Consider the following 25118-nt stretch of genomic DNA (forward strand, 5'->3'; position numbering starts at 1 on the left):
CACGCGGTGCACAGGGGTGGGAAGTGCCGAAAGAAGTTGTCGACCATGACGATCCGACCACGCCGGCTGAACGGCTTGAGGTCAAGGACTCGGTGCAGCGCAAGCTCTTCATGCTGAGCGGCAACGAGTGCGCCTGGCCCGACTGCCGACAGGTCCTGGTTCCCGAGGAAGGCGGCTGGTTCGGACAGATCGCCCACATTCGCGCGGCCGAGAGGAACGGGCCCCGTTTCGACAAGGCCATGACGAACAACCAGCGGCGCGGTTTCGACAACCTCGTGCTGCTGTGCGGGAAGCATCACCGGCTCATCGACGACCCTGAGCGTCAGCACCAGTACTCGCGTGAGGACCTCGAAAAGATCAAAATCCGGCATGAGACCCGGTTCGCCCGTGCGCTGGACGACCTGAGCCGCGACGAGGAACAGTATCTCGACGGCACCACGGCGAACACGGTTGTGCACTGCTCGACTCTCCTTGGGCTGTACGGAGACTTCCTCGACGAGGAGCAACGGCTGGGGGAGATCGAGCGCTTCAATCGCATCGCCGACCACCTCGCCACCGCGACGCTCGCGGCACGGCAACTGCTGTGCTCGGTGGTGAAGGCCAACTCACGCATCGGAGTCGCGGAGGCCGCCCGGCGCAACGGCGGTACCAAGAGGCAGGTGTATGACCTGGTCGACGAACTCCGACGTCTGCATCTCGCCGAGATCGACCCCACCCCGTGGGACGAGCTCGGACCCGACGACGCGCGCGAACGCATTCAGACCACCGACGGTGCCCGGAACAACCCGGTGTTCGAGGGCATCCCCTTCTGGAACATGCATGAGATGGGGGCGCCGGTTGACTACGACGCCGTCATCGTCCAGCTGGACTTCTCCGTCTTGGACTGATCTCTTCCACGCATCGCACGGAACGTGCTTGCGGCGGATGCGACCGGGGCGGCCGCGCACCACCGAGCTTCTCGGCGCCCGGATGCCCCGGCCGGCAGAACCCTGCGGCAGATGCAGGCCGGGGCAAGACCGATAGATGTTGCGCGTGTTCAGCGCTCGATGCGTCCGCGGATGGCAAGGGACGCCAGGGCCAGGAGGGTGGGCTCCAAGAGGCGAGAGGTCATCTCGATGGCCTCGTTGCACTTCTCCGGCACGTACAGCTGGCCGGTGTGCGGCTCCTGGCCTTCGACGAGGGCACCCTCGGAAGGAGTGCGGGCCGAAGCGGCCCCAGGCGACCACGGCGGCGAGCGCCAGCAGGACGCAGTTGACAGGCATCATCTGGAACTCCTTGCGGCGGCCGTGCGTGAGAGCCGCGACGGCCATCAAGGTGACGATTCCGGTGGCGGCCCACCGGGGCCCCGGGATCTCCGCGACACCAGACAGCGGCGGGAGGATGAGCCCGAGCGCGGCGAGGACTTCGAGTCCACCGACGAACTTGACTGGCCCGGCCCCGAAATCCTCGGCCCAGCCCAGTCCAGAGGCGGCCAGCTGCTGCGGACTCGGCTCAACTTCATTGCCCCGGCCAGCAGGAACACGGCAGCGAGCACACCCGCAGCGAACCACAAGCGTATGTTCATCGATCCTCGTCACTCCATCCAATAACTTCAACGTTGGACTGATCGTAGCGGGGATTAACTTCAAGCTAAGAGTTTCTTAGGTCGTCATTCACTCCATGCTTGGAGTACATTGGAGGTATGGAAGACGCGCAGGGATCAGCCGGACCCCAGTGGCTCGACACCGATGAGCAGCAGCACTGGAACGCTTTCGCCTACGTACTGACCCAACTGCCGGCCGCCCTGGAGGCGCGGATGCAGCGGGACGCGGGCATCGCCCACTTCGAATACGTGGTGATGTCGGCGCTGTCGATGGCGCCCGAGCGCACCTTGCGGATGAGTGAGGTCGCCCAGTACGCAGGAAGCACGCTGTCCCGGCTGTCGAATGTGGTCATCCGTCTGGAGAAGCGCGGCTGGGTGCGCCGTCACCCCGACCCCATGGACGGCCGCGCCACCCTGGCCACCCTCACCGACGACGGCATGGACAAGGTCACCGCCGCGGCCCCCAGCCACCTCGACGCGGTGCGTCGACTGGTCTTCGACCCGCTGACCAAGGCACAGCAGCGTCAGCTCGGCGCGGCCTCCCAGCGCATCCTCGGCGCCCTCGACGCACCGTGCCCCACCGACTGGCCCGAGACCACCCCGCCTCCCGGCCGGGGCTGAGCCCCGCGCGCACCCCTCTCTCACTGTCACTCGGCCCACCGGCCGCGATCGCATCGCCCTCAAGGAGTCCTCGCATGCCCACCATCGCCATCGTCGGAGCCGGCCCCGGGCTCGGTCTGTCCATCGCCAAGGTCTTCGGCGGCCACGGCTTCGACGTCGCCCTGATCTCCCGCAACAAGGACAAGCTCGACGCCCTTGTCGCCGAACTCGCCGAGACCGGCCTCACCGCAGAAGGATTTCCCGCCGACGTCGCCGACCCCGACCAGCTCACCGGCGCTCTGCAGGCCGCGATCGCACGGTTCGGGCGGATCGACGTCCTGGAGTTCTCCCCCCACGCGGGCCTGACCATGACCGCCCCCAAGGACGTGACACTCGACAAGCTGCGCCCGCAGATCGACGCCCTCCTCTACGGCGCGGTCGCCGCGGTCCAGTCGGTGCTGCCCGGGATGCTCGCGGCCGGCTCCGGCACCCTGCTGTTCACCACCGGCGGCGGAGCGATCACCCCGTACCCGATGCTCGCCGACACCAACATCGCGCAGGCCGGACAGCGCAACTGGGCGCTCAACCTCCACAACACCCTTGCCGAACAGGGCATCTTCGTCGCCAATGTGGCCATCAACCTCATGATCGGCACCCAGGACCAGGCTCCGGAAGGCGTTCCCTTCCGCACGCCCGACGAGATCGCCCTCGACTACTGGAACCTGCACACCGAACGTGACCAGGCCGAGCACTTCATCGGCGCCTGAATCTCCCGGCACGACCACCCCGGGCGGTCACCGTCCTCACGACACCACCGGACGGTGACCGCCCGCCGCCTACACGACCAACAGCTCCTGGCTCAACCGGATAGAAGCCCAGTACATAATCCTGCGCTACTTGGGCCTTGACCCCGGATGTTGGACACACGAGACACTGGATCCTGAGGATCTGAGAACGGACATCTCGTGGTCATGAAGAACTACCCGCCGCAGTTCAAGGCGGACGCGGTCGCGCTGTACGAGTCGCGGCCGGAAGCGACGATCAGGTCGGTCGCAGCCGATCTGGGGATCAACCCGGAGACGCTGCGGAGCTGGGTCCGGGCAGCCGGGGTGAGCCGTCCCCGAGGGCGGCGGACACAGGAACCAGGCCTGCCGCCGGCACCGCTGGAGGCGGAGAACGCCGCCTTGCGGAAGAAGGTCCGTGAGCTGGAGGAGGAACGGGAGATCCTGCGCAAAGCGGCGAAGTATTTCGCCGGGGAGACGCGCTGGTGAACCGCTTCCAGTGTGTCGCCGACCTCCAGCGCCGTCACGGCGTGAAGCGGCTCTGCAGCATCCTCGGTGTCAGCCGCTCGAGCTTCTACTGCTGGCGGCGGACGGCTGTGGACCGGGCCGCCCGGCAGGTGGCCGACGCCCGCCTGGCCGCCCGGGTACGGGCGGTGCACCAGGAATCGGACGGCACCTACGGAGCCCCGAGGATCACCGCCGAGCTCCGCGAGGAGAACGGTGTCGCGGTCAACCACAAGCGCGTCGCCCGGATCATGCGGGCGTCCGGGATCGAAGGAATCCGGTTGCGCCGCCGGCACCGCACCACCGTCTCCGACCTGGCCGCCGCCAAGGCCCCGGACCTGATCGGCCGCGACTTCACCGCAGGCCAGCCGAACACGAAGTACGTCGGCGACATCACCTACCTGCCCATCGAGGACGGGAAGTTCTGCTACCTGGCGACCGTCATCGACCTCGCATCACGCCGTCTGGCCGGCTGGGCGATCGCCGACCACATGCGCGCGGACCTCGTCACCGACGCCCTGACCGCAGCGATCCGCACCCGCGGCAGTCTCGCCGGATCGATCATGCACACCGACCACGGAGCTCAGTACACGAGCAAAATTTTCGCCGAAGCCTGCAGGTCAGCAGGGGTGCGGCGAAGCATGAGCGCGGTCGGGTCCAGCGCGGACAACGCACTCGCCGAATCCTTCAACGCGACCTTCAAACGCGAGACCCTGCAAGGACGAAAAAGCTGGCCGACCGAGCGCGAGGCCCGACTCGACGCCTTCCGATGGCTCCACCGCTACAACACCCGACGCCGACACTCCCGCCTCGGACAACGATCACCCATCGCCTTCGAGAACGCCCTCCACCGCACACCAACTACGCTGCCACAAGCCGCATAACCCGTGTTCAGGATTCGGGGTCAAGGCCCCCTTCTTGATCCAGGCGGCTTCTGCGGTGTCGTCCTTGGGCGCGATGGTGCGGGCCTTGACCTGCACGACCGCACCTCGATGGCCGGCCAGCAGCAGGCAGTCACCGAGTTCACGGAGGCCTGATCCTTTCTGGGTGTGGGCGGCCTGGCGGAAGATGAAGTCGGGCAGACCCCAGGCCGCCGCGGCATGATGGGCCGCCTGTTCCGCCGCGGGGCCGTGCTCAACGCCCGGGGCCAGAGGCAGCGCCGGCGGGACACGGCGGGTGTAGACCCCGGCCGGAGTGTCGATGACGAGCGTCAGCGCGGTGGCATCGTCCTTGTCGATGAAGCGCCACAAGGCAGAAGGTGATGGGGTCATGGGCGCCATTAGACGCGACCGGCCGCCCCGGGCGCCCAGGTTTTCCGCGGCATCACTCCCGTGCGTCTTGTCGTCTCCGAGCGCCACTTCCAGCACGGCTCCGTCGGACCAATCCCGAGAACTCCGGCACAGAACCTCGCGAACCTAACCGCTCTCGCCACCGACAAGCGTGAGGCCGTCGTTACGGCCTACGCCCTTGCCGCCGACCTGCTCGCCGATATGGGTGCCCACCAGCCCTACCTGCTTACCCTCGAGGGCGACATCCAACTGGACCGTCTCGACGGCCACGACGACAGTCTCACCGGCTGGTAGACAGATCGGCTCCGGTCATGAAGCCAGCGTGGAAGCCTACTCCTTATCGTCTATGCGGGCGCTGGTGACTGGCTGCCACTATCTGGGCCGGCGGGCGGTAGTGCTCCTGGTGGCGGGTCGGGTGGTGGCTGGGGAGTAGTGGCGGGGGCTGTGGCTTGCCGGTAGCTGATGATGGCTTGGATTCTTTTCTCGGGGTCTGTTATCTGGTCGAGGGTGGCGGCGAATTTCTCGTCGACGATGTTTCCTTTTCGCTGTCGTTTGTGGTCGAGGATCAGGCTGGTGAGGGGGACGGCGAGGTATGCCGCGATGACGATCACTCCGACTGCCCACCAGGGTGCGCCGCCCAGAGCGCCGGCGAGGACGGCGGGGAGTCCGGCCAGGAGGCCGGAGATAGGGGTAAGGGAGGACGAGTTCATCGCGTGGATGCCCTTCCAGCACGTGACGGCTGGGCCGCCTCATGCCTGAACGAGCCGTGCGTGGACGGCTGGGACGGGGAGAGGCGGCACTGGTGTGCCGTGGTGTCAGGGCATGCCGAAGACCGGCGCCGACGTAGGGCGGGCCGGTGCTGTTTTGCGGCATACCTGTCAGCCCCTTGGGAGACCGGAGCGCTGGTCCCGCAGGGTTTTTTAAAGGATTTGTTCGGCGGTTTTAGCGGAGGTTTTCTTCGGCTTTTTGGGCAGGGTGGACTATATAGCGTTCTTAACAAAAAGAATGCTGATAAAGCACTTAAGCCGGTTCATTAACCTTTTCCGCGCCGCCTTTTCTTCTGCTCTTCGGCCTCGCGCATCCTCGTGCGGGCACGCCAGACCTGCCCACCAGTATCGGTCATCACGCCGCCGTCTGAGACCTCTTCGGGCAGATTACGTCCGAAGTTCGCTCCAACCCAGGCTGGTTGAGGGCCAACCGACCCGAGTCGGAAGGTGCCGGTACTGACCGGAGGGGGAGTTCAGACGTTGACGAGTTCGGCTGTGGTGAGGGGGTGTTGTTGGCGGGGGTGGAGGAGGAGCCAGCCGCGTTGCTGGTTATGGATCCAGTTGCGGGCTGCCGGGTGGCGGGGATGTTCGAGGGCGTGGTGGTAGGCGCGTTGCCACAGGATCGGCCAGGGCGGGTTCTACCAGGGATCGATCACGGCGAGGGCCTGCTGGGTGGGGGAGGGGCTGCTGCGCTTCTTCGCGAGCTCGCGCTGCCTGTTGAGCCATTCGCCGAGGGGGAAGCCGTCGTGGACGGTCTTGATCGGCGGGCAGAGGTAGCCGTGTTGGCCAGCCCAGGTACGGGCGCGGACGAGGGCTTCGGCGTGGGGCCGGGGGCTGGGCGGCCACTGTTCGGCTGTCTGAGCGGTGACACCGATGGCGTTCAGCAGGCGCTGCTGGTCGGGGTGGAGCTGGTTGTACTGGAGGCACGCCCGGGTGATCCAGCTGCCCAGGACGGTGCTCGGTGCGGGGATACGGGCGGCGGGGTCGTACGGTTCGCCCGCTTCGATGTGGTTGCGGGCGCGGTAGTAGTTGCGCTGCCACTCGCTCTTCCAGGGCGGGTTCCACCACGGGTCGATTGCGGGGGGTCTCTATGTCCTTCGTCAAGGACGTGGTGCCTGGTTTGCGTGTGGTTGGGGTGGTCAGGCAGCGGGGGTGATGGTGGGGGTTCTGGATTCGTAGAGGGTGCCGTCTCGGAGCATGGCGAACAGCACGCTGATGCGTTGGCGGGCGAGTCGCAGGAGTGCCTGGGTGTGCGTTTTGCCGCGGGCTCTTTGCCGGTTGTAGTAGGCGCGTGATGCCGGGGCGGCGTTCATGCAGGCGAAGGCGGAGAGGAACATCGCGCGTTTGAGCTGCCGGTTTCCGCCGCGTGGTGCGTGTTCGCCGTGGATCGAGGTCCCCGACGATTTCGTCGTGGGTGCGAGGCCGGCGTCGGAGGCGAGGTGGGCGGCACTTGGAAAGCCGGTGCCGTCGCCGACGGTGACCAGCAGAACGGCGGCGGTCCTGACGCCGACGCCCGGCATCGAGGTCAGGACCTGGTGAAGAGGGTGGGCCTCCAGCAGGGTGCTGATCTGGGCTTCGGGTGCCCTGCGTTGGTCGTGGACAGCAGCGAGCGAGGCGGCCAGGGACGGGATCACGATGTCGAGGGTGCCAGTGCCGGGAACGATGACGGTCTGCTCGACGAGGGCGTCGAAGACGTCATCGATCAGCCTCTGTGCCATCCGCGGAGCCTTGGGCCGGATCAGCTCGACGAGCCGGCAGCGGCCGGCTTTCCTCAAAGCGGCCGGGGATCCGTGGCGCTCAAGGAGCCAGGTGACGGCGGGGTGGTCCAGCCGCGGGCCGAGCGCGCGTTCGAGGCTGGGATGGAACTGGGTGAGCAGGCCGCGTATCCGGTTGCTGGTGCGGGTGGCCTCGGCGGCGAGGTCCTGGTCGAAGCCGGTCAGCACCGTAAGCTCGGCGGTGATCTCGTCGGTCAGCTCCAGCGAACGCAGGATGTGCGGCATCGTCCGGGCCGCGTCCGCGATCACCGCCGCGTCCTTCGCATCCGTTTTCGCCTCGCCCGGATACAGATCGGCGATCCGCCGCATGGCAAGTCCGGGCAGGTAGGCGACCTCGCAGCCCGCGTCTCGGGCGACGGTCAGCGGCAGAGCCCCGATCGATGCGGGCTGGTCGACGATCACCAGCACGGTGCCGAACTTGGCCTTGAGCTTGTCGAAGACGGCCCGCAGTTTCGGTTCGCTGTTGGGCATCGGCTTGTCGAAGATCTTCTTGCCCGCCGGAGTCAGGCCGTGGCCATGATGGGCGGACTTGCCGACGTCCATCCCGAGGAAGACGCCCACGCCATCGGTGTCTAACATCGCACCCTTCCCAGGTGGTTGCTCCTGCCGGCCTCGGCAATGGCACCGTGCTCGCGCATCCACGTTATGCAGACCTGCCGCCCGCGTACTGCCCGGCATTGCGCCGGACCGGGCGGTGGCCGGGTCTCTCATCAGCGTCTCCGACGGCACCCCACGGACCCGGCGACACCACCCCCCCAGGTCATCTGTTCGACAGAGGGGACACAGTCATACCGGGCCCGGAGGCCAGCGGCCCCATTGCAGGACCGCGAAAAACATAACGGGGGGGCGAACGACTAGAAAACGACCGGCCCTGCACTACCTCAGCGCTTGGCTGGCGCCCAGGCGTGGCGCGGGACGAATGGCGGTCACGGCACACCCGCGTCCAGCAAGAACCGTTCATCGCCAGGGCGATGAGGTCGCGACGCGCGAGCCCCCAGAGGTGGGCCGGTGCACGCGCTCGTGTAGCGCGGGGGTTCCTCTGCTTCCGCCTATTCCGTCTCCTGCGGGGCGCACCAGTCCCGATCAGCAGGAGGTGCAGGGCGATTGGCGGACGTGTCGACGGGGGCCCGCCGACGAGAGGGCCAGCAAGCCGTTCGCGTTGACTGGCACCTGCCCGGGCGCCGCTCTGCAGACGCCGACGACATCCTGCTCCCGAGGTGCTTTTCGGCAGCCGCGGTTCAGGCCCTGTCGGTAGGCGTCGTCCCAGCGGGGTGATGGCCGCTACCGCATCTTGTCGTCGGCGCTCAGGCATCTCGAGTGGTAGTCCGACAGCGGCATCCTGCGCGTTTTTGCCGGATCGGGGGAGGCTGGCCAGCTTCAGCTGTTACGGAGAAGCTGCCTCGCCGCCCTCCGCCCCACTGCCGGCCGAGTCGGCATGGAGCGCTTGATGGGCCGCTGTCGATCACGGCGGCGTGCTTACTGTGGTGGCTTCCACTTGCTGCGAGAAAGCTTCCCTGGCTGTTTGTCGGTCAGGCGCTGGCTGGTGGCCATGGGAGTGTGTCCAGGTCCTCAACCATGGCCGTGCTGAGGAGGGTTGAGGCCATGAGCGGGCTGTCGAGAGGGCCATCTGGTCGAACTACGACACGGCGAAACATCCAGGGAGTCTCGATGTTCCTCAGTTGAACTGATGCCTCAAGCCAGACGCCTTGATCGTCTTCGTGGAAGTTCAGGGAATTGAGGGTGCCGTATTTTTCTGAGGTCAAAGAATCGTTGATTCCTTGCCTGACGTCGATTTCGAGTTCCCTCAGGTATTCCGTGTACTGCTTCTGGAGTGACATGTTCCCCCGTTACAGAAAGCAGCCGCAGATGGAGTAGTAGGCAGTGATTATACCTACAGGGCGGCCATCCTTGGAGTCCGAGTCGACTCGGTGCGCGAAGACCACCTTCATTTGGCGTGCTCGTGTGTTGGAGAAGGTGTTGCTGTTCAAGACGCATGTGGTCTTGCGGTTGCCCGAAGCGCCGGTGGTGCTGCAGGTTCCCCTGTCCAGCGTCTTGTCGATGTCTCTCTTCATGATGGACCAGCTGGCCATTTGACTCGCGTGCTTGTCTTCGATGTGAAGCTTCCCGAAGCCTGCTGAGCCCGCCACGTCGCCGCGGCCGTAGCGGAGGGGGGCGTCCTCCCCGTTGGGCCCGAAATGCGTTGAATAGACATTCCAGTTCGTCAGAGCTGAGATGGCTGTGGTCTGAGCTTGCGCGGTCGATGTGATTCCGGCCGCGAGCGCAATGCTCATAGCGGCTACTAATGCTCTACGGAGACGCGTGACAGTGGCTCTGGGCATGTTTTCCACCTTTGGCATCGAATTCTCTGTGCTGGTTCGGATGCGGCAATCAAACGGTTAGGTGCGAGGCGGCGTCAATTGAATTCTGAACTTGATTGTCGAGAACTGTCGATTCCGCAACCCGTCCAAGCCATTTTCGAGCCGAGTTGAACAAGGGAGAAGCGCTGCGGCCTGACGTTCCCTCCTAAGGGCTGTCCCGCAATCCGTGGTGGATCAGCGCACGGCGTCAGATGCGGTGCATCGCAAGGCGGAGGGACGCTCGCATACTGGATGTATTCGTGCGTTCCGACAACGCGGCGAGGTGCCGTAGCTGTCGTCGTGCGCCCGCCAGGGATTACGGGACAGCCCTTAGGTGCCGCCTTAAATCAGCCGTTCTTCATAGAGTCCTGTGCGACCGGACGTGAAGCTTTGTCCGGGTGCGCCCAGGGTTTCGTGCGTATGCTCGTGACGAGTTGCCATGCAGCCACGTGCCCGGACGTCCGCTGCGGAGCGCCAGCGCATGGAGGCGCAGCGCCAGTGCGAGCAGGCGAAGCGGGACCGCATCACCGCCCTGACCGGCGAGGCCCGACATCGCGGAGGCGGAGTACCAGGTCGCCGCCCGCACCGGCACGGCCGCCGCGCAGGCGACCGCCGCCACCGCCCAGGCCCCAGGCCGAGGCCGTCGCCGCCCGCCGCGACGCCGCCCAGGCGCAGGAGCAGGCCGCCCAGGCGGAGCTCCGCGTCGCCCAGCTCCGCGGGGAGACCGCCCGCACCACCGCCGAGGCGGAGCTCCGCGAACCAGCGCGCCGACCGGCGCGCCCAGCAGGCCCAGGCCGAGCACGAGGCCGCCAAGACGGAACTGCGCACCGCCCAGCTCCGCGAGCAGGCCGCCCGCATCGAGGCCGCCGCCCAGGAGCGCGAGGACTACGCCCGCCTCACCCCCCCCCGCGAGCGCTCCGAACGCCGCGTCGCCCGACTCCTCCTCGCCGCCACCCCGGCCGGCCAGGACACCCAGCTCGACGCCGTACCCCTCGCCACGATCCAGGAAGAGCTGTCGGTCGGCCGCACCACGGCGAGCGAGCTGCGCACCGCAGCGCTCGGTCTCGTCCAGGGCGGATACCGCCCCTGACGCAGTACCAGGACGACGGAGGGCGGCACCCCGGGTGGGGTACCGCCCTCCGCTGCTTCTGCTATCTGCGGTGCATGGCCAGGCTGCCGCCGACGGTGCACACCGCCGCCGCGGTGGAACCGAGCGCGGCGGCGGCTTCCGGACGGTCGAACAGGGCTAGGACGACGACGCCGACCATCGACAGCACGCCGATGAGCAGGATCGTCCAACCCATCAACTTTGAGTGACAGTGCTCTCGGGTACCGTCAGAAGCCGTTCCGGGAACCGATAATGAGGAATCGATTCCGGGTACATCAGGGACTGTCATGGGCCTCTTCTCTCTACAGCGGGATCGGACGGACCCATCGGCAGACGTGAGGGAGACTGCTGTACGGCTTGCTTTGCCGGCCGCCGTACGGCGTCTCCCTCGGTCGTTGCCGGGGCCTGGCAGCACCTTACGGAACGGCACCGACAAACTTGACCCGCCACTAATCGCAGACCAGTTGGCCGCCCCACCCCCATACAGCACGCCACTGACAGCCTTTATGCAGGTCAGAGCTCTGAGGGAAAACTTGCCCAGGGGCTCCCACCCACGGTGAACTCGTGCCGGAGGGCAGTAGCGAAGACGTGCCCCCTGGCACAGCACGACGTGCGTCTTCCCAGCCCACGCTCTCCGGCAGGCACATGAACTCGATGTCCGCCACGGCGATGATGCCGTTCACGACCGGCCGTCGACGTACTTCACTTCGGAGATGAAGCACAGCCGCTTCACCCGATCTTGCCGCCGACTTGCAGCTTGCTCGCCGTACCCAATGAAGACATCCAGCTTGTTCATCTTGCTGAAGGTGGTGCCCTTGCTGCGTTCGAGCGCTACGCCACGATAGCGACATCGATGTCGAACATGGGCTCTCCGTTCCTCCGCTGCTTCTGCACGATGCCGGGCTTCCCCTTCGCCCGGCGGCCGAACTCGAGCAGCGACGGATGGATCAACTTGCGGAAGATGGACCCGTGCTCGGCATTCAGCACGTTCAACTTCCTCGTCCGGCTACCTACGCTTCCACCACCGGCGCTGCTCGCCGCTCGCCGCAGGTTGTTCCTCGATGCTCCCCACGGACCCGCCCTCCGGCTGCGCCTGCCCCGGCACCGACGGCTGCGCAAGCACCGGGCGCTCCGGCGTCGGCATCAACGCCTTCAGCGCCCGCTGGAGGTTCGCGATGTGCTTGCCCCGTGCCGCCAGCTGCTCCCGCAGGTGCTGCGCCTCGAGGCGGCCGTGTTCGGCCAGGGCGTGCTCGTGCCGTGCACGCTCCAGTTCGGCCCGCAGAGCCGCTGCGCTCTGCTCCTCGACTGGCCCTTGCTCGGGGGCTCCAGGGGCGGCAGGAGCCGTCTTGTTGGGCGGGGTCGGGGCGTGGAAGGGGAGACCTGCGGCGAGCAGGTCGTCGACCGGGATCACCCAGCCGCGGGCGGGGTCCTGCACGGCACCGGGCAGGTCGCCGGCTTCGCGGCGGCGACGGATGGTGGTGCGGCTGACACCGCACGCGGCGGCGGCCTTCCGCTGGGTCAGCATCGGACGCGAGCTCATGCGTCCCACCCTCCCCGTGCAGAGGCCGCAGGTTCAGGCTGACGCACCGTCGCCGGAGCGTCCAAGGGCGTTGTGGCGACGGGCGAGCCTTGGTGGGCCTTGGCCGCGACGGCCTGGGCGCAGACGTGAGCGGCGGCCCGTACGCTGGGTACGAACCACCGCTCATGTGTGATGCTCATCATGTTGATGGGAGGTGGGGCCGCTAAACGCCGCCTCCACGAGTCCGTCCAGGCTGTGAAGCGGGCTCGGAGACCAGAGTGCGGGCTAAGGAATTAAAAGTCCTGGTTCTCGGACGCCTTTGGACGCCTCCGGACGGTGCCGGACACCTCCGGACGGATTCCCTGCCGTGAACGGCCCTTTCTGACTTCCCGGTATCTGATTCGCCGGACACCCTCAGCGCCTCTCCGGACAGCAATGCAGCTTTACCTTTCGAAGGGGTCACACGTTTTGCCCGGAAGTCCCCCTATGCCTCGTCAGGAGCGTTCTATAGAAACGCCTTTGACGCACCTTGCGGGCGTCAGCGCAAGCGAAAAAACGGGCTTGGAACCGCCAGTCCGGATGAGGCAATCTGAAAGTGGGACGCCGACGTCGGCGCCCTGGGGGCCCGCTAACCCCCTGCTTCACATCCGTCCAGGCTTGAAGAGCGACAGGAGTGTGGTTCATGCCGTCTTTGTGGCGTTCCATTCCGGGATCCGGCTGGGTACTGCAGCCCGTCCCGATGCCCCTGACCCCCTCGCCCGCACCTCACGGGTGCATCGTCGGGCCCAAGACCGCCCGGGGGTTCGGCTTCCGCCGGGCCGTGGGCTGGGTTCGCAAGATCGTGATCATGGTGTCCCTCGCCGTCACCGCGGCTGCACTCGGATGGATGTGGCACGCCGGGCACGGGAGCGAGATCGCGGGCGAGCTGCTGGTGGCCGTCCTCATCGTCGCCGTCACCGCCGTGTACAGGGGTGTCAAGCAGCTCTTCCGCTCCGGAGGTGAGCCCGCATGGCGATAGGCCAGCGTTTCCCCTCCCTCGAGGACGTTCTGGAGACCGCGGACCTCAGTAAGTTCACCGTGGCCGAGGCTCTGCGTGCGTGGATCGAGTACATGAATGTGAGGGGCGACAAGCGGCTCGGTGTACGTGACATCGCGGACGCAGCTGGTATGCCCTCATCCCGCGTGAGCGACACGCTCACGGGGCGGCGAGTGCCGAGGCGTGACGAGCTGGACATGATCTGTCTGGCCCTCGGCATGGGGAAAGAGGCCCGCGTAAAGCTCCAGGGCCTTCGTCTCCATGAGGCGTCCCAGAGACCGTCCAAGCTCGTCGTACGGACGATGGACGGCGGCGAGACCGTCGTCTCTGGGACCAGGGCGATCACCCTTCCGGAGGCGCGTCGGCACCAGCGGTCTGTGCAGCCGGTGCCGGCGTTCGGGCAGCCTGATCCAATTCGTGCGTCGAGCGTTGAGGAGTTGGTCCTGGCGCTCAAGGCTGTGCATGTTTGGGGTGGCACCCCGTCCCTGCGGGAGCTGGAGCGGCGTAGCCAGTCGGTTCTGCGGCGCAGCACGATCAGCGACATGTTGCGGGGCGAGTCTCTGCCGGACTATGAGCGGTACGTCGCGTTCCTGAGGGCGTGCGGCGTCGACGGTCCCAGCCTGGAGACATGGGTGTTCGTCTGGCGACGGCTGAGAGCGCTGGAGAATCCGAAGGTTGTTCCCTGGCTGCCTGGCGCCACGGAGTCCTAAGGCCGACCCGTCCTGCACGTGGGTCCGCATCTCTAGCCGGTGCGGACCCACGTGCGTGAAGCCGCTGGCAGCGGGCGACCTGAACTTCACCGCTGACAACTGGGTCCAGGGCTCACGGCAGCTGGGCGATCAGAGGTTCTCCAAGAGCCTGTCCCCTCTTCTACCTGGCTGCCCGGCTATGGGGTGGTGGGTGTGGTGGTTGGTGGGCGGGCGTGGTCTCGCCGCGGGTTCAGAACCCTGCACGCGAAGACGGGCACTCCAGCCGGTGCACCAAAACCCACCCGCCCCGGCCCCGGCCGCCCGCTCGGCTCGAGGAATCAGCGGCCCGCCACCCGATACGACGTCGGACGCGTCCTTGCCACCGGCGAGTCCTACACCCGACCCGCACACCACAAGAAGGGGACGAAGCCTCGGCGGACGGTTAATGATGGCAGTGATCACGGCACTGATTAGGCTGCTCGGGTTGCAGACGCAGCCGGATCTACAGGGGGCCTACTCATGGAGCACAGCTCTGACCGGGAGAGCGGCGAAGGCTCGACTTCTCAGTACACCCGTGACGTGCAGGCAGAACGCCACCTTGTGCGTGAGGCACTGCGCTCGGATCTGCCGGCCGCCCACATGGGCTTGGGTGCGACGGCCATCATCTTGATTCTGGTCGCCAGCTTCTCCGGCCCTCGATGGACCTTGATCGTTGCTGGAGCTTTCACAGCCTGGTTCCTTCTCGCACTGACAGTGATTCACATCGGCAGCGGCCGTGGCTGGGACGCCGTCCGCCGGGCCTACATCGCCACGTTCGGCTGGGGAAACTGGATCTGAAGGTCCTTAACTGCCCGCACATCCACCGAGGCCGGACGATAAACGACAAGGTGAGCGCCTGTTCCTGAGCCCCTCCCCGGGGGCTGCTCAGCCCCCGGGGTGATGGTTGTTTTCGCCGGGCAGTTTTGGCCCCACTCCGCCGAGTTGTTTTGGCCCCACTTTTGAGCCGTGTGGGGGAACGGTGTGGGAGGGCTGCGGGAAGATCGGGTTGTTCTGGCCCCACCCTCGATCGGGTGACGTTTCCCGGGTGTCCTGGGGCGGAGTGGTGCAGGTGCGGCCCGTGGTCCGCGGCGGCCGGTAGCGTGTGCCCCACGGAGCCCGCCCGGCTGCTTCCCCTGACAGGAATGCGGACATGGGGGCGCCTTGTTGGCGCCCGTCCGTGGGCAAGAGGCTCGCAGGATTTGTCAGCAGGGGACCGATGTCGGTCAGTTGGCCGTTGTGTCCTCAGCCTGGGGCTTATCGCCGCTTTCGTCAGCCGGATCGGCCACACGGTAGCGACCCATGCTCCTGAAGATCAGAACGGCGCCCAGGGGGGTCATGCCGTAGAGCGCGGGGAAGTCTTTGCCGAATCTGTTGATGAGGAAAGCCAGCCCTGCGAGGGCGATGATCAGGACAGGACGCCTGATGACGTGGCTGCAAATTATTCTCAGTCGGCGCCGTCCCCGCGCTTCGGTGAGCCGTGTCCAGTCTGACGGTGACATGACGTCAGCGTAGTCGTGGAGCACTCGGCGATGCAGCTGCGTGTTCGTGAAGGCCGAGGCTCGGGGGCGAAGGTGCGAGCCTTTGCCCCCGGCCAGCAGGTTCTCAGGCTGCCGCCGCTTTGCGCTTGGCGGTGGTGCTGGCGAGGCGGAAGGACTGGGTGCCGGTCTCGATGATGTGGGCCTCGAAGGTGAGCCGGTCGACGATGGCCTGGCAGAGACGCTTGTCGGTGAAGGTCTGGTCCCACTCGGTGAACGGCCGGTTCGACGCGACGGCGATCGCATGTCGTTCCTCGCGCTCGGTGAAGATCTGGAACAGCAGCTCCGCGCCGTGACGGTCGAGCTTGACGTAGCCGAGCTCGTCCAGGCAGAGCAGGTCGACTCGCCCGTACTTCTTGATCGTGCGTGCCAGCTGCTTGTCGCTGGCGGCCTCGGCCAGCTCGTTCACCAGGTTCGCCGCGGTCGTGTAGCGGACGCGGCCGCCGGCCTCCGCGATCGCCGTGCCGAGGCCGATCAGCAGGTGCGTCGCGCCGGTGCCGGGGCGGCGTGGCCGGTTCATAGGCGTGGGGCGATCGACGTCGGGATACTTACTGCGTGTCGACTTATGTGGAGACGAATGTCTGGCTTCCGGCCTGTGCGCTTGCCGCGGTGAAAGCCATCGCCGTCCGCCGAGGCCTGTCGAGGGACGAGACTGTTCGTCAGCTGCTCGACGAACACCTAGAGGCGCAGGAGCACCGCGAACCGGACATGCACCTCACGCACATTTCCACAGTGCTGCGCTACCCGCCGGCGCTTGGCAGACGGAAGCACCGGTGGGTCCCGGAGTTCGGAGGGCCGCTGCGGCTCCGACTGCATCCGGGGGTGGCCGACCGCGCCCGGACGGTGTCGTTGCGGCTGCCCGGCCAGTTCCAGCGGGCTCACCGCGACTACCAGAGCCGTCAGCTGACCGATGCGGTGATGACCGCCATCGCCGTCCACGAGCCGTTCACCGACACATACCTCGACGGCCTGCGGCCTGTACTGCGGCACCGGTCGGCCCGGGGCCTGTGGGGCCTGGCGGTGGCGGCGACGAGCACTGCACCAGAACTCGCGGTCCACGAGGCGGTGTCCCGGGCGGAGTTCCCCGACAAGGACGGAAGCGCAACCGGCGCATCTGCCGGTGGGCCGGGAGCCAGTTCCCGTCTGCTGCGGGTGGCCGCGGCGCTGGAGGGGGAGACGGGCTGGCATTCCGCTGTCCGCTTCTGGGTGGCGGCCAACATCGCCCGCCTGCTGCTGACCGGCCCCGAAAGGGACGCCGCGGAGCGGATACTCTTCGAGCAGGGGGCACAGTGGCGGGAGCTGCGACTGGACTACCGGTACGCGAACGCCGCCACCCGCGAGGAACTGCGCCGGGGGATCGGAGACTGGGACGACTCTGGCCGCGGCGGCGGCGCGGTGTGGCGTGCCGAGCGCGCGGTCGAGGTTGAGGACTTCGAGGTCTGGCTGGTCGACCGCGGCCGTGCGGCCGAGCGCATGAACCTCCCGCCGGGGTGGCTGGTGCGCACCCCACCGACCTGGCGCGTCAGCGCCGTCGGCGGGCACGGCGCCGCACTGATGGAGCCGTACGCCGGGTGGGTGGCGGCAGGCCGGCTGCTCGTCTTCACCTCCGGCGGGACTCCGGGAGTGTGGCCACTAACCCGGGGAAACGGCGGGCGGATGCGGCCGGTGGAGGGCATCGAGCCGGTTGTCGCGGCCGCAGCAAAACTCGCCCCCGCCCAGGCCAGCACCTTCATCGAAGCGATGCTCCTCGACTGGAGCGACGACGGAGAAGCCGATCTCATGCCGGTCCCAGCCGTCCTGCGGCTGCCCGCCTCGCAGGCCTACAACTTCGGCTACATCGACGCCGCACAGCGCAGCAGCCTCATGGCACAGGCCCGCGTAGCGACCCTGGAATCGATGAACGACGTCCTGAACCACCTGCACGACGACTTCTACCGCGCCCGCCTCGAGGCGGCCAGGGACAGCGGAAGCGTCACGGACTTCCGCCGGCTCGCACGCTGGGCCCGCGTGCACTTCAGCCCCAGCCCCGCGACATGGCCGTGGCCGGGCGGCCCGGTCGCCCACGAAGTCGTCGCAGGCACCCGGCCGGAGATCGTTCACTGGCTGGCCACCCACGCCCACCGGACGACGGCCACGCTGCTCCAGCATTCGATGGGCGAAGCATGGAACGCGGCCTTCGACCACCGCCCGCCGAGCTTCTGGACTGACATGTGACACCGACCATTACTAAAAGCGAGAGAGCACCGCTTTTCATGGGGGACATGACGATCCCGTTCCTGCCCCCGCTCTCCGCACTCGGTGCGATCCAGCGCGTCCTGCTGGTCACCCTCCTCACTCCGGCCGTCTTGCTCGCCCTGACCGCCGCAGTCCCCGCGCTGATCGTGCTGCCGTTCCTGCCGGGCGGAACCGACCGCGCCATCGCCCTGCTCACCGCGCACACCGCCTACCTCACGGCGCTGCTCACAGGCAGCCGCACCCTGCCCCCGAACACGGCACGCCGGCCGCGCGGATCGTGACGACCAGGCCGACGGCTTCCCGCATTTGCCGACGTCACGGTCCTCTGAAAGCAGGCTCTCGGGTGAACGCCGTCGCCCCCCTGGAGGGCATCCGATTGGCGACCGTCGACGGCCTCAAACCGTACGGACGTCCTGAAAATTCGAGCCCAGCTCCGCGAACCGGCCGCACTCAGCTCGACGCCGTACCCCTCGCCACCATCCAGGAAGGGCTGTCAGTCGGCCGCACCACGGCGCGAGCTGCGCACCGCCGCGCTCGGCCTCATCCAGGGCGGTTACCGCCCCTGATACCCCCGCGATACCAGAACTGCGGAGGGCGGCGCCCCACCCAGGGTGCTGCCCTCCGCCGCGTCCAGACCCACCGTCGCCCCGATGCCCCCACCAACGCCGCTCCCCACCCACCGGCTCTTCCTCGAGGTTTCCCGCGGATCCGCCCTCCGGCTGCGCCTGGCCCGGCACCGACGGCTGCCCGAGCACCGGACGCTCCGGCGCCGGCATTAACGCCCTCAGCCCGCTCAAGGTCCGCGATGTGCCCCCCGCGCCGCCAGCTGCTCTCACAGTGCTGCCCCTCGGCCTGGGCCACGGCCAGGGGGTGCTCGTGCCGTACACGCTCAAGCTCGGCCCTCAGCGCTGCCGCGCCCTGCATCTTGGCTGCCCCTTGCCCAGGGGCTCCGGGAGTTGTCTTGTCGGACGGGAGGGTGCGTGGAGGGGGAGGCCCGCGGCGAGCAGGTCGTCGACCTGGTGCGCGGGTTCAGGCGGTGATGCCGAAGTGGTGGAGCCACCACAGTCCGGTGTTGGTGACGCGGGTGGTGGTCAGGAGGTGGATTCCCAGGGCGAGTGCCAGCAGCGAGGCGAACAGCGCCCACCGGTGAATCTTGAGGGTCAGGGGCCGGTGATCGCCCGTGAGGCCGCCCGTCATGACGGCGATGACCGTCAGGATCGCGTAGCCGATCAGAGTGAAGAGGAGGCTGGCGGTGGAGAGGAGGACGATGCCTGTCAGTGACGGACCGTTTTTGGATCCGCAGGCGGCGGCGAGGGCGGCGCAGTTCAGGAGGACGAGGAGGGGCGCACCGGTGCTGGCGAGCATGCTGATGGTCGCGAAGAGCGGCTCGAGCGGCCAGATCAGGCGAACGCGCCGCTTGTCCTGCGGCGCCGGAGTGATCGGATCCTTCGGCGTCGGGGCAGGCACCTCCGCCGGTCGGCTCCCCGGCTTCTTCTCCGGGGCGCTGCGTGAAGCACGGGCTGTTCCCGTCCCGCGGGAAGCTGTCGCGGTGTGTCCGGCACTCTGCGAGGCCACCACACGGTTGAGCTCCATCGACTCACCGGGAACGGTCTTCTCCTCAAGGAGCCGGGCCAGCTGGCCGCGCAGGGCCTTGACCTCTCGGCGTAGCTGCTGGAGCTCATCCTCCCGACGCTCCGCTTCTTCCTCCTTGCGTTCCAGGTCTGCGTTCATGCTGCGTACGAGCTTCCCCGCGTCCGCCAGCAGCTTGTTCTTCTCCCGCAACTCCCGCTGCAGCTGGTCCCGTTCGCCCTCAAGTTCTTGCCTGAGCTGCTTCTCCTGGGCGAGTTCCTTCCTGATCTCCTCGTTGAGTTCTTCCAGGCCCTCGTCAAGCTCGGCCAGTCGTTGCGCGGTATCGGCTCGCATCCCTTCCAGAGCCTCCTGCACCACGGCGTTCTGAGTGGCCAGGGCCGTCTCCTCCGCGGCCGCGAGCTGCTTCTTCAGCTGCTCGATCTCCTCTTGCGCCCGGCGCAGCCTGGCCCTAGGCGTCTGGGCTGCCTGAGCGTTCTTTCGTAGACGGTGCAGCTCCGCGTGCGCCTCCGGGGACAGCGGATGCCCGTGATCGGAGACGAACACCGCCAGTATGTCCACGAATCTCTCGGGAGCGACCTTTTTTCCGCTGAGATAGCGGCTCGCTATGCCGGCGCTGACATTCGCCTTCGTAGCAAGCTGGCCCTGCGTGACATCAGGACTGTCGTGGACGGGCTGAAACGCCGCTTTGAGAGCCCTGCCGTACAGGCGGGCCTCTCTGCTGACCGACTCCGTACTCACATGCGCCCCCTCGCTCCAGGCTTGCATGATGCCGCCTGCTGCCAGCTCACCGCACGGCCTTGAACAAGGAGCCCCGTTGCCAATCACCCGGAAACTTCGTTGCCCCCTTCCGGCAACGGCACGGCACTGGTGATGTTCGAAAGAACCCTGCACCTCGTACAGGGAACGACGAACGGAGAGGCACCATGCCGGCGAAGTACCACGACGCTCGCCCCGGACCACACCGCTCAGACGGCGGCCGCCGCGACGGCGGAAGACGGACCGTCCCACTTCGGGGCGCGGCAGCGCTCTGCGCCGACCCAGGACCCAAGGAACTGTTTCCACCCCAGTTCGCTATTCGGCGTTCACGCCTCGCCTGCGCGGTCCGCATGACCGACGGCCCGTGATAAGAGCGCAGGAGTCCCCTCCCGGCCGATACATCGGCCACAACCCCTCCCCACAGGAAGTCAGGAGGAGGGGTTGCGCCGCTAGTCCCCGACTCCTCGATTGTGCTGCCACCACCCCGCACCGCCCGTTCGTCAAGCGCTCGCGAATCCGCTCCACGCCCTGTCAGGACCCGTCTGGCAGGGGGCCGGAACGGATTTTCGCGAGGGCTCGATCCGGCGGCACGGTTCGCGGACTGTGGCCCCGCGCTCAACCGGAGCGCACCACCGAAACGGAGATCCGTCGTGTCCACGCTCACCCTCACCCTCGTCCTGGTGTCGCGCTGCTCCTGGTCCTGCTGGCCGGGCTCGTCCTGGCCGGCCTGGCCTATGTGACCCACCGCCACCCCCGCCTGGAGAAGCCTCTGGGTGTCGCGATCGGCGGCGGCAGCCTCCTCCTCGGAGCCGTCGTGGGCCTGGTCGCCGTCGTCGCCCTCACCCGGTAATGCCTGGCCGTGCCCCCGGGGTTCGTTTGCTCGTTGCCTGGCTGGATCCCGATAACCGCCTGTGCGTGGGTGGTTACGGTGACCAGCTTCTGTTTGCGGACTCCCGGGGGGACCTGATGACGGCTCGACAGACATGGCCCCGCCCGGGCGTGATGGCGCTGTGTACCGCTGTGGGGCTCTCGCTCGCCCTGACGGGCTGTGGTGGTGGCGACGACGCGAAGCCGTCTGCCACCACCGCGGCGTCCTCGGCCCCCGCCGCGTCGGCGTCCCCGGCTGATCCGGACGCGGCGACGAAAGCCGCGGTTCTCGCGTCGTACACGGCGATGTGGGTGGAGCAGATGAAGGCCTACCGGGTGGCCTCGCCGGACGGCACGAAGCTCGACGACTACGCGACGCTGGACGCCCTGTCGATGTTCGAGCGGGACCTGGCCACGATGAAGAAGAACAACACCCGGGTCACGGGCGGTGTCGGCCACGACGCGGAGGCGGCCGAGCTCGACATGGCGGCGAAGATTCCGACCGCGACGGTGCAGGACTGCATCGACCTGTCGAAGTGGAAGGCCGAACGCACCACGGGCGAGCCGATCCCGCTGCCCACCGCTGAGCCGCTCCGGTACATCGCCTCGGCGACGGTGGAGCGTCGGGACGATAACCGCTGGATGGTGACCGAGTACGAGCCGGATGGGAACCGGACGTGCTGAGGCGTTCGGCCGCGGTGGTCCTGCCGTCGTCCTGGCCCCTGCCGCGCACGCGAACGGGCCCGGCGGCGGCGTCTGCGGAACCGGCGACGTCCTGGTCACCGTCGGCGCAGCCGACAACAGCGGGTCCTCCGGCTCGTCGGGTTCTTCAGGTGGCAAGCCGGCTGCGGCTGCCCTGGCCGCGAGCGGTGGCGACAGCAAGCCGACCGACAAGTGTTCCTACGACCGGGTCGATCCGCCGCCCTCGGCGGCATCAGGCGTGGAGGGGGACGCTCTGGTTCACGGTTCGGTCTACAAGGTCGTGTGCGACAGCGCCCGTGGGGGCGTGGGGTTCCTCCCGAACGGCGAGGAAGGCCCGGGCGCCCCGACGATCGACCCGGAGCTGGTCGCGCGCGGGCGGCGGCGTCGATGCGCCTGGAGCCCCCGAAGGTGGCCAGTCCCCGGGCCGTGGGGACGTATGTGGTCGGGATTCCGATGTGGATGTGGGCGACCCCGTCCCCGTCGACGTTCGGACCGGTGTCCGCCTTCGCCACGGCCGGGGGCGTCACGGTTACCGCCACCGCCCGTGTGACGTCGGTGCGGTGGGCGATGGGTGACGGGGCCACGGTTACCTGCCACGGGCCGGGCACTCCGTACAGGAAGTCGCAGGAGGTGACCTCGTCGCCGGACTGCGGGCACCTCTACGAGCGTCCCTCCTACGAACAGCCGGGCGGCCGGTTCAAGGGGACCGCGACCGCGACCTTGACCGTCACCGGACTGCCCCCGCCCTAGGCGACGGCGGCCAGCTCACCGAGACCCGCGCGACGGAGTTCACCGCCGCCGTCCGCGAGGTCCAAGTCGTCAACAGCCGCTGAGGCCGCTGACCTGCGGTAGTGAGTTTTCGCGTGAGTCCACACGGCGGCAGTGAGTTTTCGCAGTGAGTGCGCACGGGCGCAGTGAGTTTTCGTGGTGACTTCGCACGGCCGTAGTGAGTAGACGCCCGGACTGTGGTGAGTTTCCCAGCCTGCAACTCACCACTGCAGGTCAGGAGCGGGGACGGCGCTCACCACCGCAGTCCACAAGCCCACACGTCCGTAGAAACTCCGCCTCGAACAGGATTCACGGTGTGCAGGATGTCACGAGGACAACCCGATTGCACGGCTCCGGTCGACGCTTTTCAGTCGTTATGTCCGTTTCGGTGAAAGTGTGTCAGAACCGCTCTGTGACCCGGTAACGTCGCAGGTCACGCAGCTTGCTCCCCGCGCACGCGGGGACGACGGGCCCGGGCAGTCATCGAGGGCGGACGCTCCGGGACCAGACTCGCTGAATCGTTCGGTAGTCGATCACGGCGATATCTTCCTGCTTGAGAACCTCACGGGCCTGCGGCGATGTCAGGAAGTCGTAGTCCGTCCGCCGCACGAGCCAGCCGTCGTCGACGGCCTGCGACTCCTTGTCGCCCAGACTGGGATGGACCGCCCATTGATCGAGCCCGGCAGGCAGGTCACGCAGCATCTGAGCGATCGGGCCGCCTTGCCCTCGATGTCGAGGGAGAAGCTGTCCAGGAAGTCGTTGTCGGTGACCGGCAGGCCACGTTCCCGCATCGCTTGGCCCCCGGGTTCGAGCGAGACCCTGACCGCGAGGCCGTACTCCGCTGCCAGGGCTACGGTCAGGTCGAGGATGTCGTCGCGGCCCCCATCAGCCAGGCAATGAAAGTCCAGATGGGTCGGCGTGAGCCCAGTGCCGGCGACGGCATCGATCTGGGCACGGAACTCGAGTTCGATCTCATCGAGCCGAGCCTGGGCGAGCAAGGCCGCCCGGCCGCCAGGGGTCGGAGAGAACAGCTTCCCCGCGGGGTCCAGCAGTGAGGGAACCCGTTCTCTGGCGATCAGCGGACCCCACCGGATGCCGGGCATCTCGCACACCAGGGTGAGGTGGATACCGAACGGGATCTGCGGCCTCCTGCCGAGCAGTTTGATGGCCGGCGCACCAGGACACGGGACCATCAGGCTGCACGAGCCGGCGATGCCCTCTTCGATCGACTCGATCACTGCGGCGTTGATCGCTGGATACATCCCGAAGTCATCGCAGTTGACGATCAGCAACCGAGCGTCGGGGGGATACCCCAGTAACTCGCTCGACTGCTCCGAGGATACGACGGACGCGGGAGCGCTGGTTTCATCCATGCCCGCAGTGTGAGACCTAGCCGGGACCTCCGCACGGCAATTTGCCGCCACGGAGCAACAGCGCCGTCATTTCTCGTGAATATCTACGAGCCTGCCGAACACCAACTGCTGCCGCAACCAGTAACAAACGCTGCTGCTGAACGTGAACGAAGCCAGCCGGTACGACCCGCAAAGGATGCCAAAGGCTTTCCTGCGGGGTGTGAGTGGGCCCAGCGGGGTGTGCTTGTCGTGGTGAGTTTCTCGGGTACTCACCACGGCAGCACTGGAGGGCGGCGGCTCCAGGGCTGGATGGGGTCGCCCTGGAAGCCACAGCGGGTCGGGCGCTCCCTGCCTGCGGGGCAGAGCGGAGCGTCCAGCCGCTGTCACCCTTGCCTGTTCGCGTTCGCCGCGGGCGCCGCCACGCGTGAGCGAGGCGCACCCATCACCGGTCCGGTCCTCGGCCGTCTCTGCCTCGCACTCAGGGCTGCGGGGTCGGCGTGCATGCCCGTGGTGAGTGGGGCGATCCCTGACTGCCGCTCTAGGTTTTCCCCTCTGCCCGCTTCTGCTTTGGTCCCTACACTTTGCCCTACAGTGATCATCGTCGTGCAGGTTGGTCTTTGCGCAGGTAGGTACGTCCTCTTCGGCCGCTGTCGAAAAAGGTGAAACAGGGGTTTTGACGGGGGTCGCGGCGGCGCGGGCCGCGGGCTGCCGCCCCGGCCCGGCAACGCAACTGGCACCAAGGGTGCCGGACAGAGAGGCGGGGAGTGAGTCGTGGGGAGGAGTGCGTGGCCGTACCGGTCGACGGCGAAGGCGCGGGGTCTGGTGCTGCTCGCGCTGGGGGTTGTGAAGGTCGCGACGGTGGAGCAGTTGCGGCAGTTGGTGTTGCCGGGCACGGCGGATGTGCAGACGTCCGCAACGCGTGTAAGGATCTGCGCTCGGTCGGTCTGGTCGAGTCGGTCGGCCGGACCTCGCACGTGTCGGTGTCGGGGCGGCCGGTGTGGCGGGACCTGTGGAACCTGACCACCGCCGGATTCGCCTCGGCCGCTTCGGAGGTGGGACGCCCGGTCAAGGAGATGGGGCGGCACCGCCCGGGACGCGGCGAAGGCCTGGCGCCTCGGCACGCCCTGGCGGTCACGGACACGATCGACGCGTTCCGCCAAGTCTCCACCGTTGCCCACGAAACCCGTTGCCCGCCGCACAGACCCCACTACCACCGCCCCGGTTCCCGCGCAGGCGCGCCCGCTGCCGGCACGGCCGCTGGGCTTG

At 67.5% G+C, this 25118-nt stretch carries 24 protein-coding genes and 4 pseudogenes; 14 read left to right on the forward strand and 14 right to left on the reverse strand.

All coding sequences use genetic code 11. From position 1 onward, the window contains the following. Positions 1-23: 23 nt before the first annotated feature. Positions 24-887: a hypothetical protein gene (locus tag P8A20_RS36985; RefSeq protein ID WP_306105241.1), complete on the forward strand. Its 864-nt coding sequence runs from the start codon at positions 24-26 to the stop codon at positions 885-887. 396 nt (positions 888-1283) lie between these two features. On the opposite strand, the pseudogene P8A20_RS36990 reads toward P8A20_RS36985, so the two are convergent. Then, a pseudogene (locus P8A20_RS36990) lies at positions 1284-1577 on the reverse strand (DoxX family protein); the annotation flags it as partial. Positions 1578-1681: 104 nt separating this feature from the next. Here P8A20_RS36990 and P8A20_RS36995 point away from each other — a divergent pair. The 3 genes from P8A20_RS36995 (at position 1682) to P8A20_RS37005 (ending at position 4352) form a co-directional block, all read left to right on the forward strand. Then, a complete protein-coding gene (locus P8A20_RS36995; RefSeq protein WP_306105090.1) occupies positions 1682-2203 on the forward strand; it encodes a MarR family winged helix-turn-helix transcriptional regulator in 522 nt (173 codons plus the stop codon). A 74-nt stretch (positions 2204-2277) separates the two neighbouring features. After that, on the forward strand, positions 2278-2949 hold the full coding sequence (locus P8A20_RS37000) for an SDR family NAD(P)-dependent oxidoreductase (RefSeq protein ID WP_306105091.1): 672 nt from the start codon (positions 2278-2280) through the stop codon (positions 2947-2949). Positions 2950-3147: 198 nt separating this feature from the next. Next, positions 3148-4352 (forward strand): IS3 family transposase gene (locus P8A20_RS37005; protein WP_306102589.1). Its coding sequence is split into 2 segments (ribosomal slippage): positions 3148-3439 and positions 3439-4352, totalling 1206 coding nucleotides; the frame shifts between segments, so codons are not numbered across the junction. Here P8A20_RS37005 and P8A20_RS37010 read toward each other — a convergent pair. Then, positions 4290-4739: a hypothetical protein gene (locus tag P8A20_RS37010; RefSeq protein ID WP_306102588.1), complete on the reverse strand. Its 450-nt coding sequence runs from the start codon at positions 4737-4739 to the stop codon at positions 4290-4292. The two genes, P8A20_RS37005 and P8A20_RS37010, sit on opposite strands and share 63 nt — an antisense overlap. 60 nt (positions 4740-4799) lie before the next feature. Between P8A20_RS37010 and P8A20_RS37015 the strand changes: the two genes are divergently transcribed. Then, on the forward strand, positions 4800-5051 hold the full coding sequence (locus tag P8A20_RS37015) for a hypothetical protein (RefSeq protein WP_306102587.1): 252 nt from the start codon (positions 4800-4802) through the stop codon (positions 5049-5051). Positions 5052-5101: 50 nt separating this feature from the next. Here the strand turns inward: P8A20_RS37015 and P8A20_RS37020 are convergent, their stop codons facing one another. The 5 genes from P8A20_RS37020 to P8A20_RS37035 form a co-directional block, all read right to left on the reverse strand. Then, a complete protein-coding gene (locus P8A20_RS37020; RefSeq protein ID WP_147958121.1) occupies positions 5102-5467 on the reverse strand; it encodes a hypothetical protein in 366 nt (121 codons plus the stop codon). Between the two features lie 695 nt (positions 5468-6162). Further along, on the reverse strand, positions 6163-6600 hold the full coding sequence (locus P8A20_RS38860) for a helicase associated domain-containing protein (RefSeq protein ID WP_327436376.1): 438 nt from the start codon (positions 6598-6600) through the stop codon (positions 6163-6165). Between the two features lie 63 nt (positions 6601-6663). After that, the gene (locus P8A20_RS37025; RefSeq protein ID WP_306102586.1) at positions 6664-7878 is read right to left on the reverse strand and encodes an IS110 family RNA-guided transposase; all 1215 of its coding nucleotides are present in this window, start codon (positions 7876-7878) and stop codon (positions 6664-6666) included. 950 nt (positions 7879-8828) lie between these two features. Beyond that, positions 8829-9137: a hypothetical protein gene (locus P8A20_RS37030; RefSeq protein WP_147958123.1), complete on the reverse strand. Its 309-nt coding sequence runs from the start codon at positions 9135-9137 to the stop codon at positions 8829-8831. 9 nt (positions 9138-9146) lie between these two features. Beyond that, positions 9147-9590 carry a hypothetical protein gene (locus tag P8A20_RS37035; RefSeq protein ID WP_147958124.1) on the reverse strand — a complete coding sequence of 148 codons (444 nt, stop codon included), beginning with the start codon at positions 9588-9590 and terminating at the stop codon, positions 9147-9149. Between the two features lie 505 nt (positions 9591-10095). Here P8A20_RS37035 and P8A20_RS37040 point away from each other — a divergent pair. Then, positions 10096-10746 carry a hypothetical protein gene (locus P8A20_RS37040; protein ID WP_306102585.1) on the forward strand — a complete coding sequence of 217 codons (651 nt, stop codon included), beginning with the start codon at positions 10096-10098 and terminating at the stop codon, positions 10744-10746. 61 nt (positions 10747-10807) lie between these two features. Here the strand turns inward: P8A20_RS37040 and P8A20_RS37045 are convergent, their stop codons facing one another. The 3 genes from P8A20_RS37045 to P8A20_RS37055 all read right to left on the reverse strand — a co-directional run bounded on the left by P8A20_RS37045 (position 10808) and on the right by P8A20_RS37055 (position 12304). Continuing rightward, positions 10808-10960: a hypothetical protein gene (locus P8A20_RS37045; protein ID WP_187282052.1), complete on the reverse strand. Its 153-nt coding sequence runs from the start codon at positions 10958-10960 to the stop codon at positions 10808-10810. A gap of 635 nt (positions 10961-11595) precedes the next feature. After that, on the reverse strand, positions 11596-11751 hold the full coding sequence (locus P8A20_RS37050) for a hypothetical protein (RefSeq protein ID WP_187282053.1): 156 nt from the start codon (positions 11749-11751) through the stop codon (positions 11596-11598). Positions 11752-11770: 19 nt separating this feature from the next. After that, positions 11771-12304, reverse strand: a complete 534-nt coding sequence (locus P8A20_RS37055; protein ID WP_147958126.1) for a helix-turn-helix transcriptional regulator — start codon at positions 12302-12304, stop codon at positions 11771-11773. Positions 12305-13022: 718 nt separating this feature from the next. Here P8A20_RS37055 and P8A20_RS37060 point away from each other — a divergent pair. From P8A20_RS37060 to P8A20_RS37075, 4 genes and pseudogenes are all read left to right on the forward strand, one after another. After that, positions 13023-13301 (forward strand): hypothetical protein, encoded by a 279-nt coding sequence (locus tag P8A20_RS37060; protein ID WP_147958127.1) that lies wholly within the window; start codon positions 13023-13025, stop codon positions 13299-13301. Next, the gene (locus P8A20_RS37065; protein ID WP_147958128.1) at positions 13292-14029 is read left to right on the forward strand and encodes a helix-turn-helix domain-containing protein; all 738 of its coding nucleotides are present in this window, start codon (positions 13292-13294) and stop codon (positions 14027-14029) included. Before P8A20_RS37060 ends, P8A20_RS37065 begins: the two co-directional genes overlap by 10 nt. A gap of 219 nt (positions 14030-14248) precedes the next feature. After that, a pseudogene (locus P8A20_RS37070) lies at positions 14249-14482 on the forward strand (hypothetical protein); the annotation flags it as partial. A gap of 45 nt (positions 14483-14527) precedes the next feature. After that, entirely contained in the window at positions 14528-14845 is a 318-nt protein-coding gene (locus tag P8A20_RS37075; RefSeq protein WP_261988550.1) for a hypothetical protein, read from the forward strand. A gap of 425 nt (positions 14846-15270) precedes the next feature. Here P8A20_RS37075 and P8A20_RS37080 read toward each other — a convergent pair whose 3' ends face one another. Further along, entirely contained in the window at positions 15271-15546 is a 276-nt protein-coding gene (locus tag P8A20_RS37080; RefSeq protein WP_187282066.1) for a hypothetical protein, read from the reverse strand. A 103-nt stretch (positions 15547-15649) separates the two neighbouring features. Continuing rightward, positions 15650-16081, reverse strand: a pseudogene (locus tag P8A20_RS37085) (ATP-binding protein); the annotation flags it as partial. A 56-nt stretch (positions 16082-16137) separates the two neighbouring features. Between P8A20_RS37085 and P8A20_RS37090 the strand changes: the two are divergent. Together P8A20_RS37090 and P8A20_RS37095 are read left to right on the forward strand one after the other, a co-directional pair. Continuing rightward, complete coding sequence (locus P8A20_RS37090) at positions 16138-17796, forward strand: hypothetical protein (RefSeq protein WP_147958256.1); 1659 nt, start codon at positions 16138-16140, stop codon at positions 17794-17796. 47 nt (positions 17797-17843) lie between these two features. Then, on the forward strand, positions 17844-18098 hold the full coding sequence (locus P8A20_RS37095; protein ID WP_147958255.1) for a dTMP kinase: 255 nt from the start codon (positions 17844-17846) through the stop codon (positions 18096-18098). 748 nt (positions 18099-18846) lie between these two features. Here the strand turns inward: P8A20_RS37095 and P8A20_RS37100 are convergent. After that, the gene (locus P8A20_RS37100; RefSeq protein ID WP_147958254.1) at positions 18847-19965 is read right to left on the reverse strand and encodes a hypothetical protein; all 1119 of its coding nucleotides are present in this window, start codon (positions 19963-19965) and stop codon (positions 18847-18849) included. A gap of 1164 nt (positions 19966-21129) precedes the next feature. On the opposite strand from P8A20_RS37100, the gene P8A20_RS37105 reads away from it, so the two are divergent. Continuing rightward, on the forward strand, positions 21130-21714 hold the full coding sequence (locus P8A20_RS37105) for a hypothetical protein (RefSeq protein ID WP_306105092.1): 585 nt from the start codon (positions 21130-21132) through the stop codon (positions 21712-21714). Positions 21715-22140: 426 nt separating this feature from the next. Continuing rightward, positions 22141-22482 carry a hypothetical protein gene (locus P8A20_RS37110; RefSeq protein ID WP_306105093.1) on the forward strand — a complete coding sequence of 114 codons (342 nt, stop codon included), beginning with the start codon at positions 22141-22143 and terminating at the stop codon, positions 22480-22482. A gap of 498 nt (positions 22483-22980) precedes the next feature. On the opposite strand, the pseudogene P8A20_RS37115 reads toward P8A20_RS37110, so the two are convergent. Next, a pseudogene (locus P8A20_RS37115) lies at positions 22981-23873 on the reverse strand (polysaccharide deacetylase family protein). Positions 23874-25118 lie beyond the last annotated feature (1245 nt).

Origin of the sequence: Streptomyces sp. Alt3, assembly GCF_030719215.1 — a bacterium.
Taxonomy (GTDB): Bacteria; Actinomycetota; Actinomycetes; order Streptomycetales; family Streptomycetaceae; genus Streptomyces; species Streptomyces glycanivorans.

Coding starts and splice junctions, on each gene's coding strand:
- P8A20_RS37040 (WP_306102585.1), top strand. CDS start 10,096: ATGCAGCCACGTGCCCGGACGTCCGCTGCGGAGCGCCAGCGCATGGAG.
- P8A20_RS37020 (WP_147958121.1), bottom strand. CDS start 5,467: ATGAACTCGTCCTCCCTTACCCCTATCTCCGGCCTCCTGGCCGGACTC.
- P8A20_RS37055 (WP_147958126.1), bottom strand. CDS start 12,304: ATGAGCTCGCGTCCGATGCTGACCCAGCGGAAGGCCGCCGCCGCGTGC.
- P8A20_RS37010 (WP_306102588.1), bottom strand. CDS start 4,739: ATGACCCCATCACCTTCTGCCTTGTGGCGCTTCATCGACAAGGACGAT.
- P8A20_RS37025 (WP_306102586.1), bottom strand. CDS start 7,878: ATGTTAGACACCGATGGCGTGGGCGTCTTCCTCGGGATGGACGTCGGC.
- P8A20_RS36995 (WP_306105090.1), top strand. CDS start 1,682: ATGGAAGACGCGCAGGGATCAGCCGGACCCCAGTGGCTCGACACCGAT.
- P8A20_RS37045 (WP_187282052.1), bottom strand. CDS start 10,960: ATGGGTTGGACGATCCTGCTCATCGGCGTGCTGTCGATGGTCGGCGTC.
- P8A20_RS37075 (WP_261988550.1), top strand. CDS start 14,528: ATGGAGCACAGCTCTGACCGGGAGAGCGGCGAAGGCTCGACTTCTCAG.
- P8A20_RS37035 (WP_147958124.1), bottom strand. CDS start 9,590: ATGAGCATTGCGCTCGCGGCCGGAATCACATCGACCGCGCAAGCTCAG.
- P8A20_RS37080 (WP_187282066.1), bottom strand. CDS start 15,546: ATGTCACCGTCAGACTGGACACGGCTCACCGAAGCGCGGGGACGGCGC.
- P8A20_RS37030 (WP_147958123.1), bottom strand. CDS start 9,137: ATGTCACTCCAGAAGCAGTACACGGAATACCTGAGGGAACTCGAAATC.
- P8A20_RS37060 (WP_147958127.1), top strand. CDS start 13,023: ATGCCCCTGACCCCCTCGCCCGCACCTCACGGGTGCATCGTCGGGCCC.
- P8A20_RS37000 (WP_306105091.1), top strand. CDS start 2,278: ATGCCCACCATCGCCATCGTCGGAGCCGGCCCCGGGCTCGGTCTGTCC.
- P8A20_RS37095 (WP_147958255.1), top strand. CDS start 17,844: ATGACGATCCCGTTCCTGCCCCCGCTCTCCGCACTCGGTGCGATCCAG.
- P8A20_RS37105 (WP_306105092.1), top strand. CDS start 21,130: ATGACGGCTCGACAGACATGGCCCCGCCCGGGCGTGATGGCGCTGTGT.
- P8A20_RS37065 (WP_147958128.1), top strand. CDS start 13,292: ATGGCGATAGGCCAGCGTTTCCCCTCCCTCGAGGACGTTCTGGAGACC.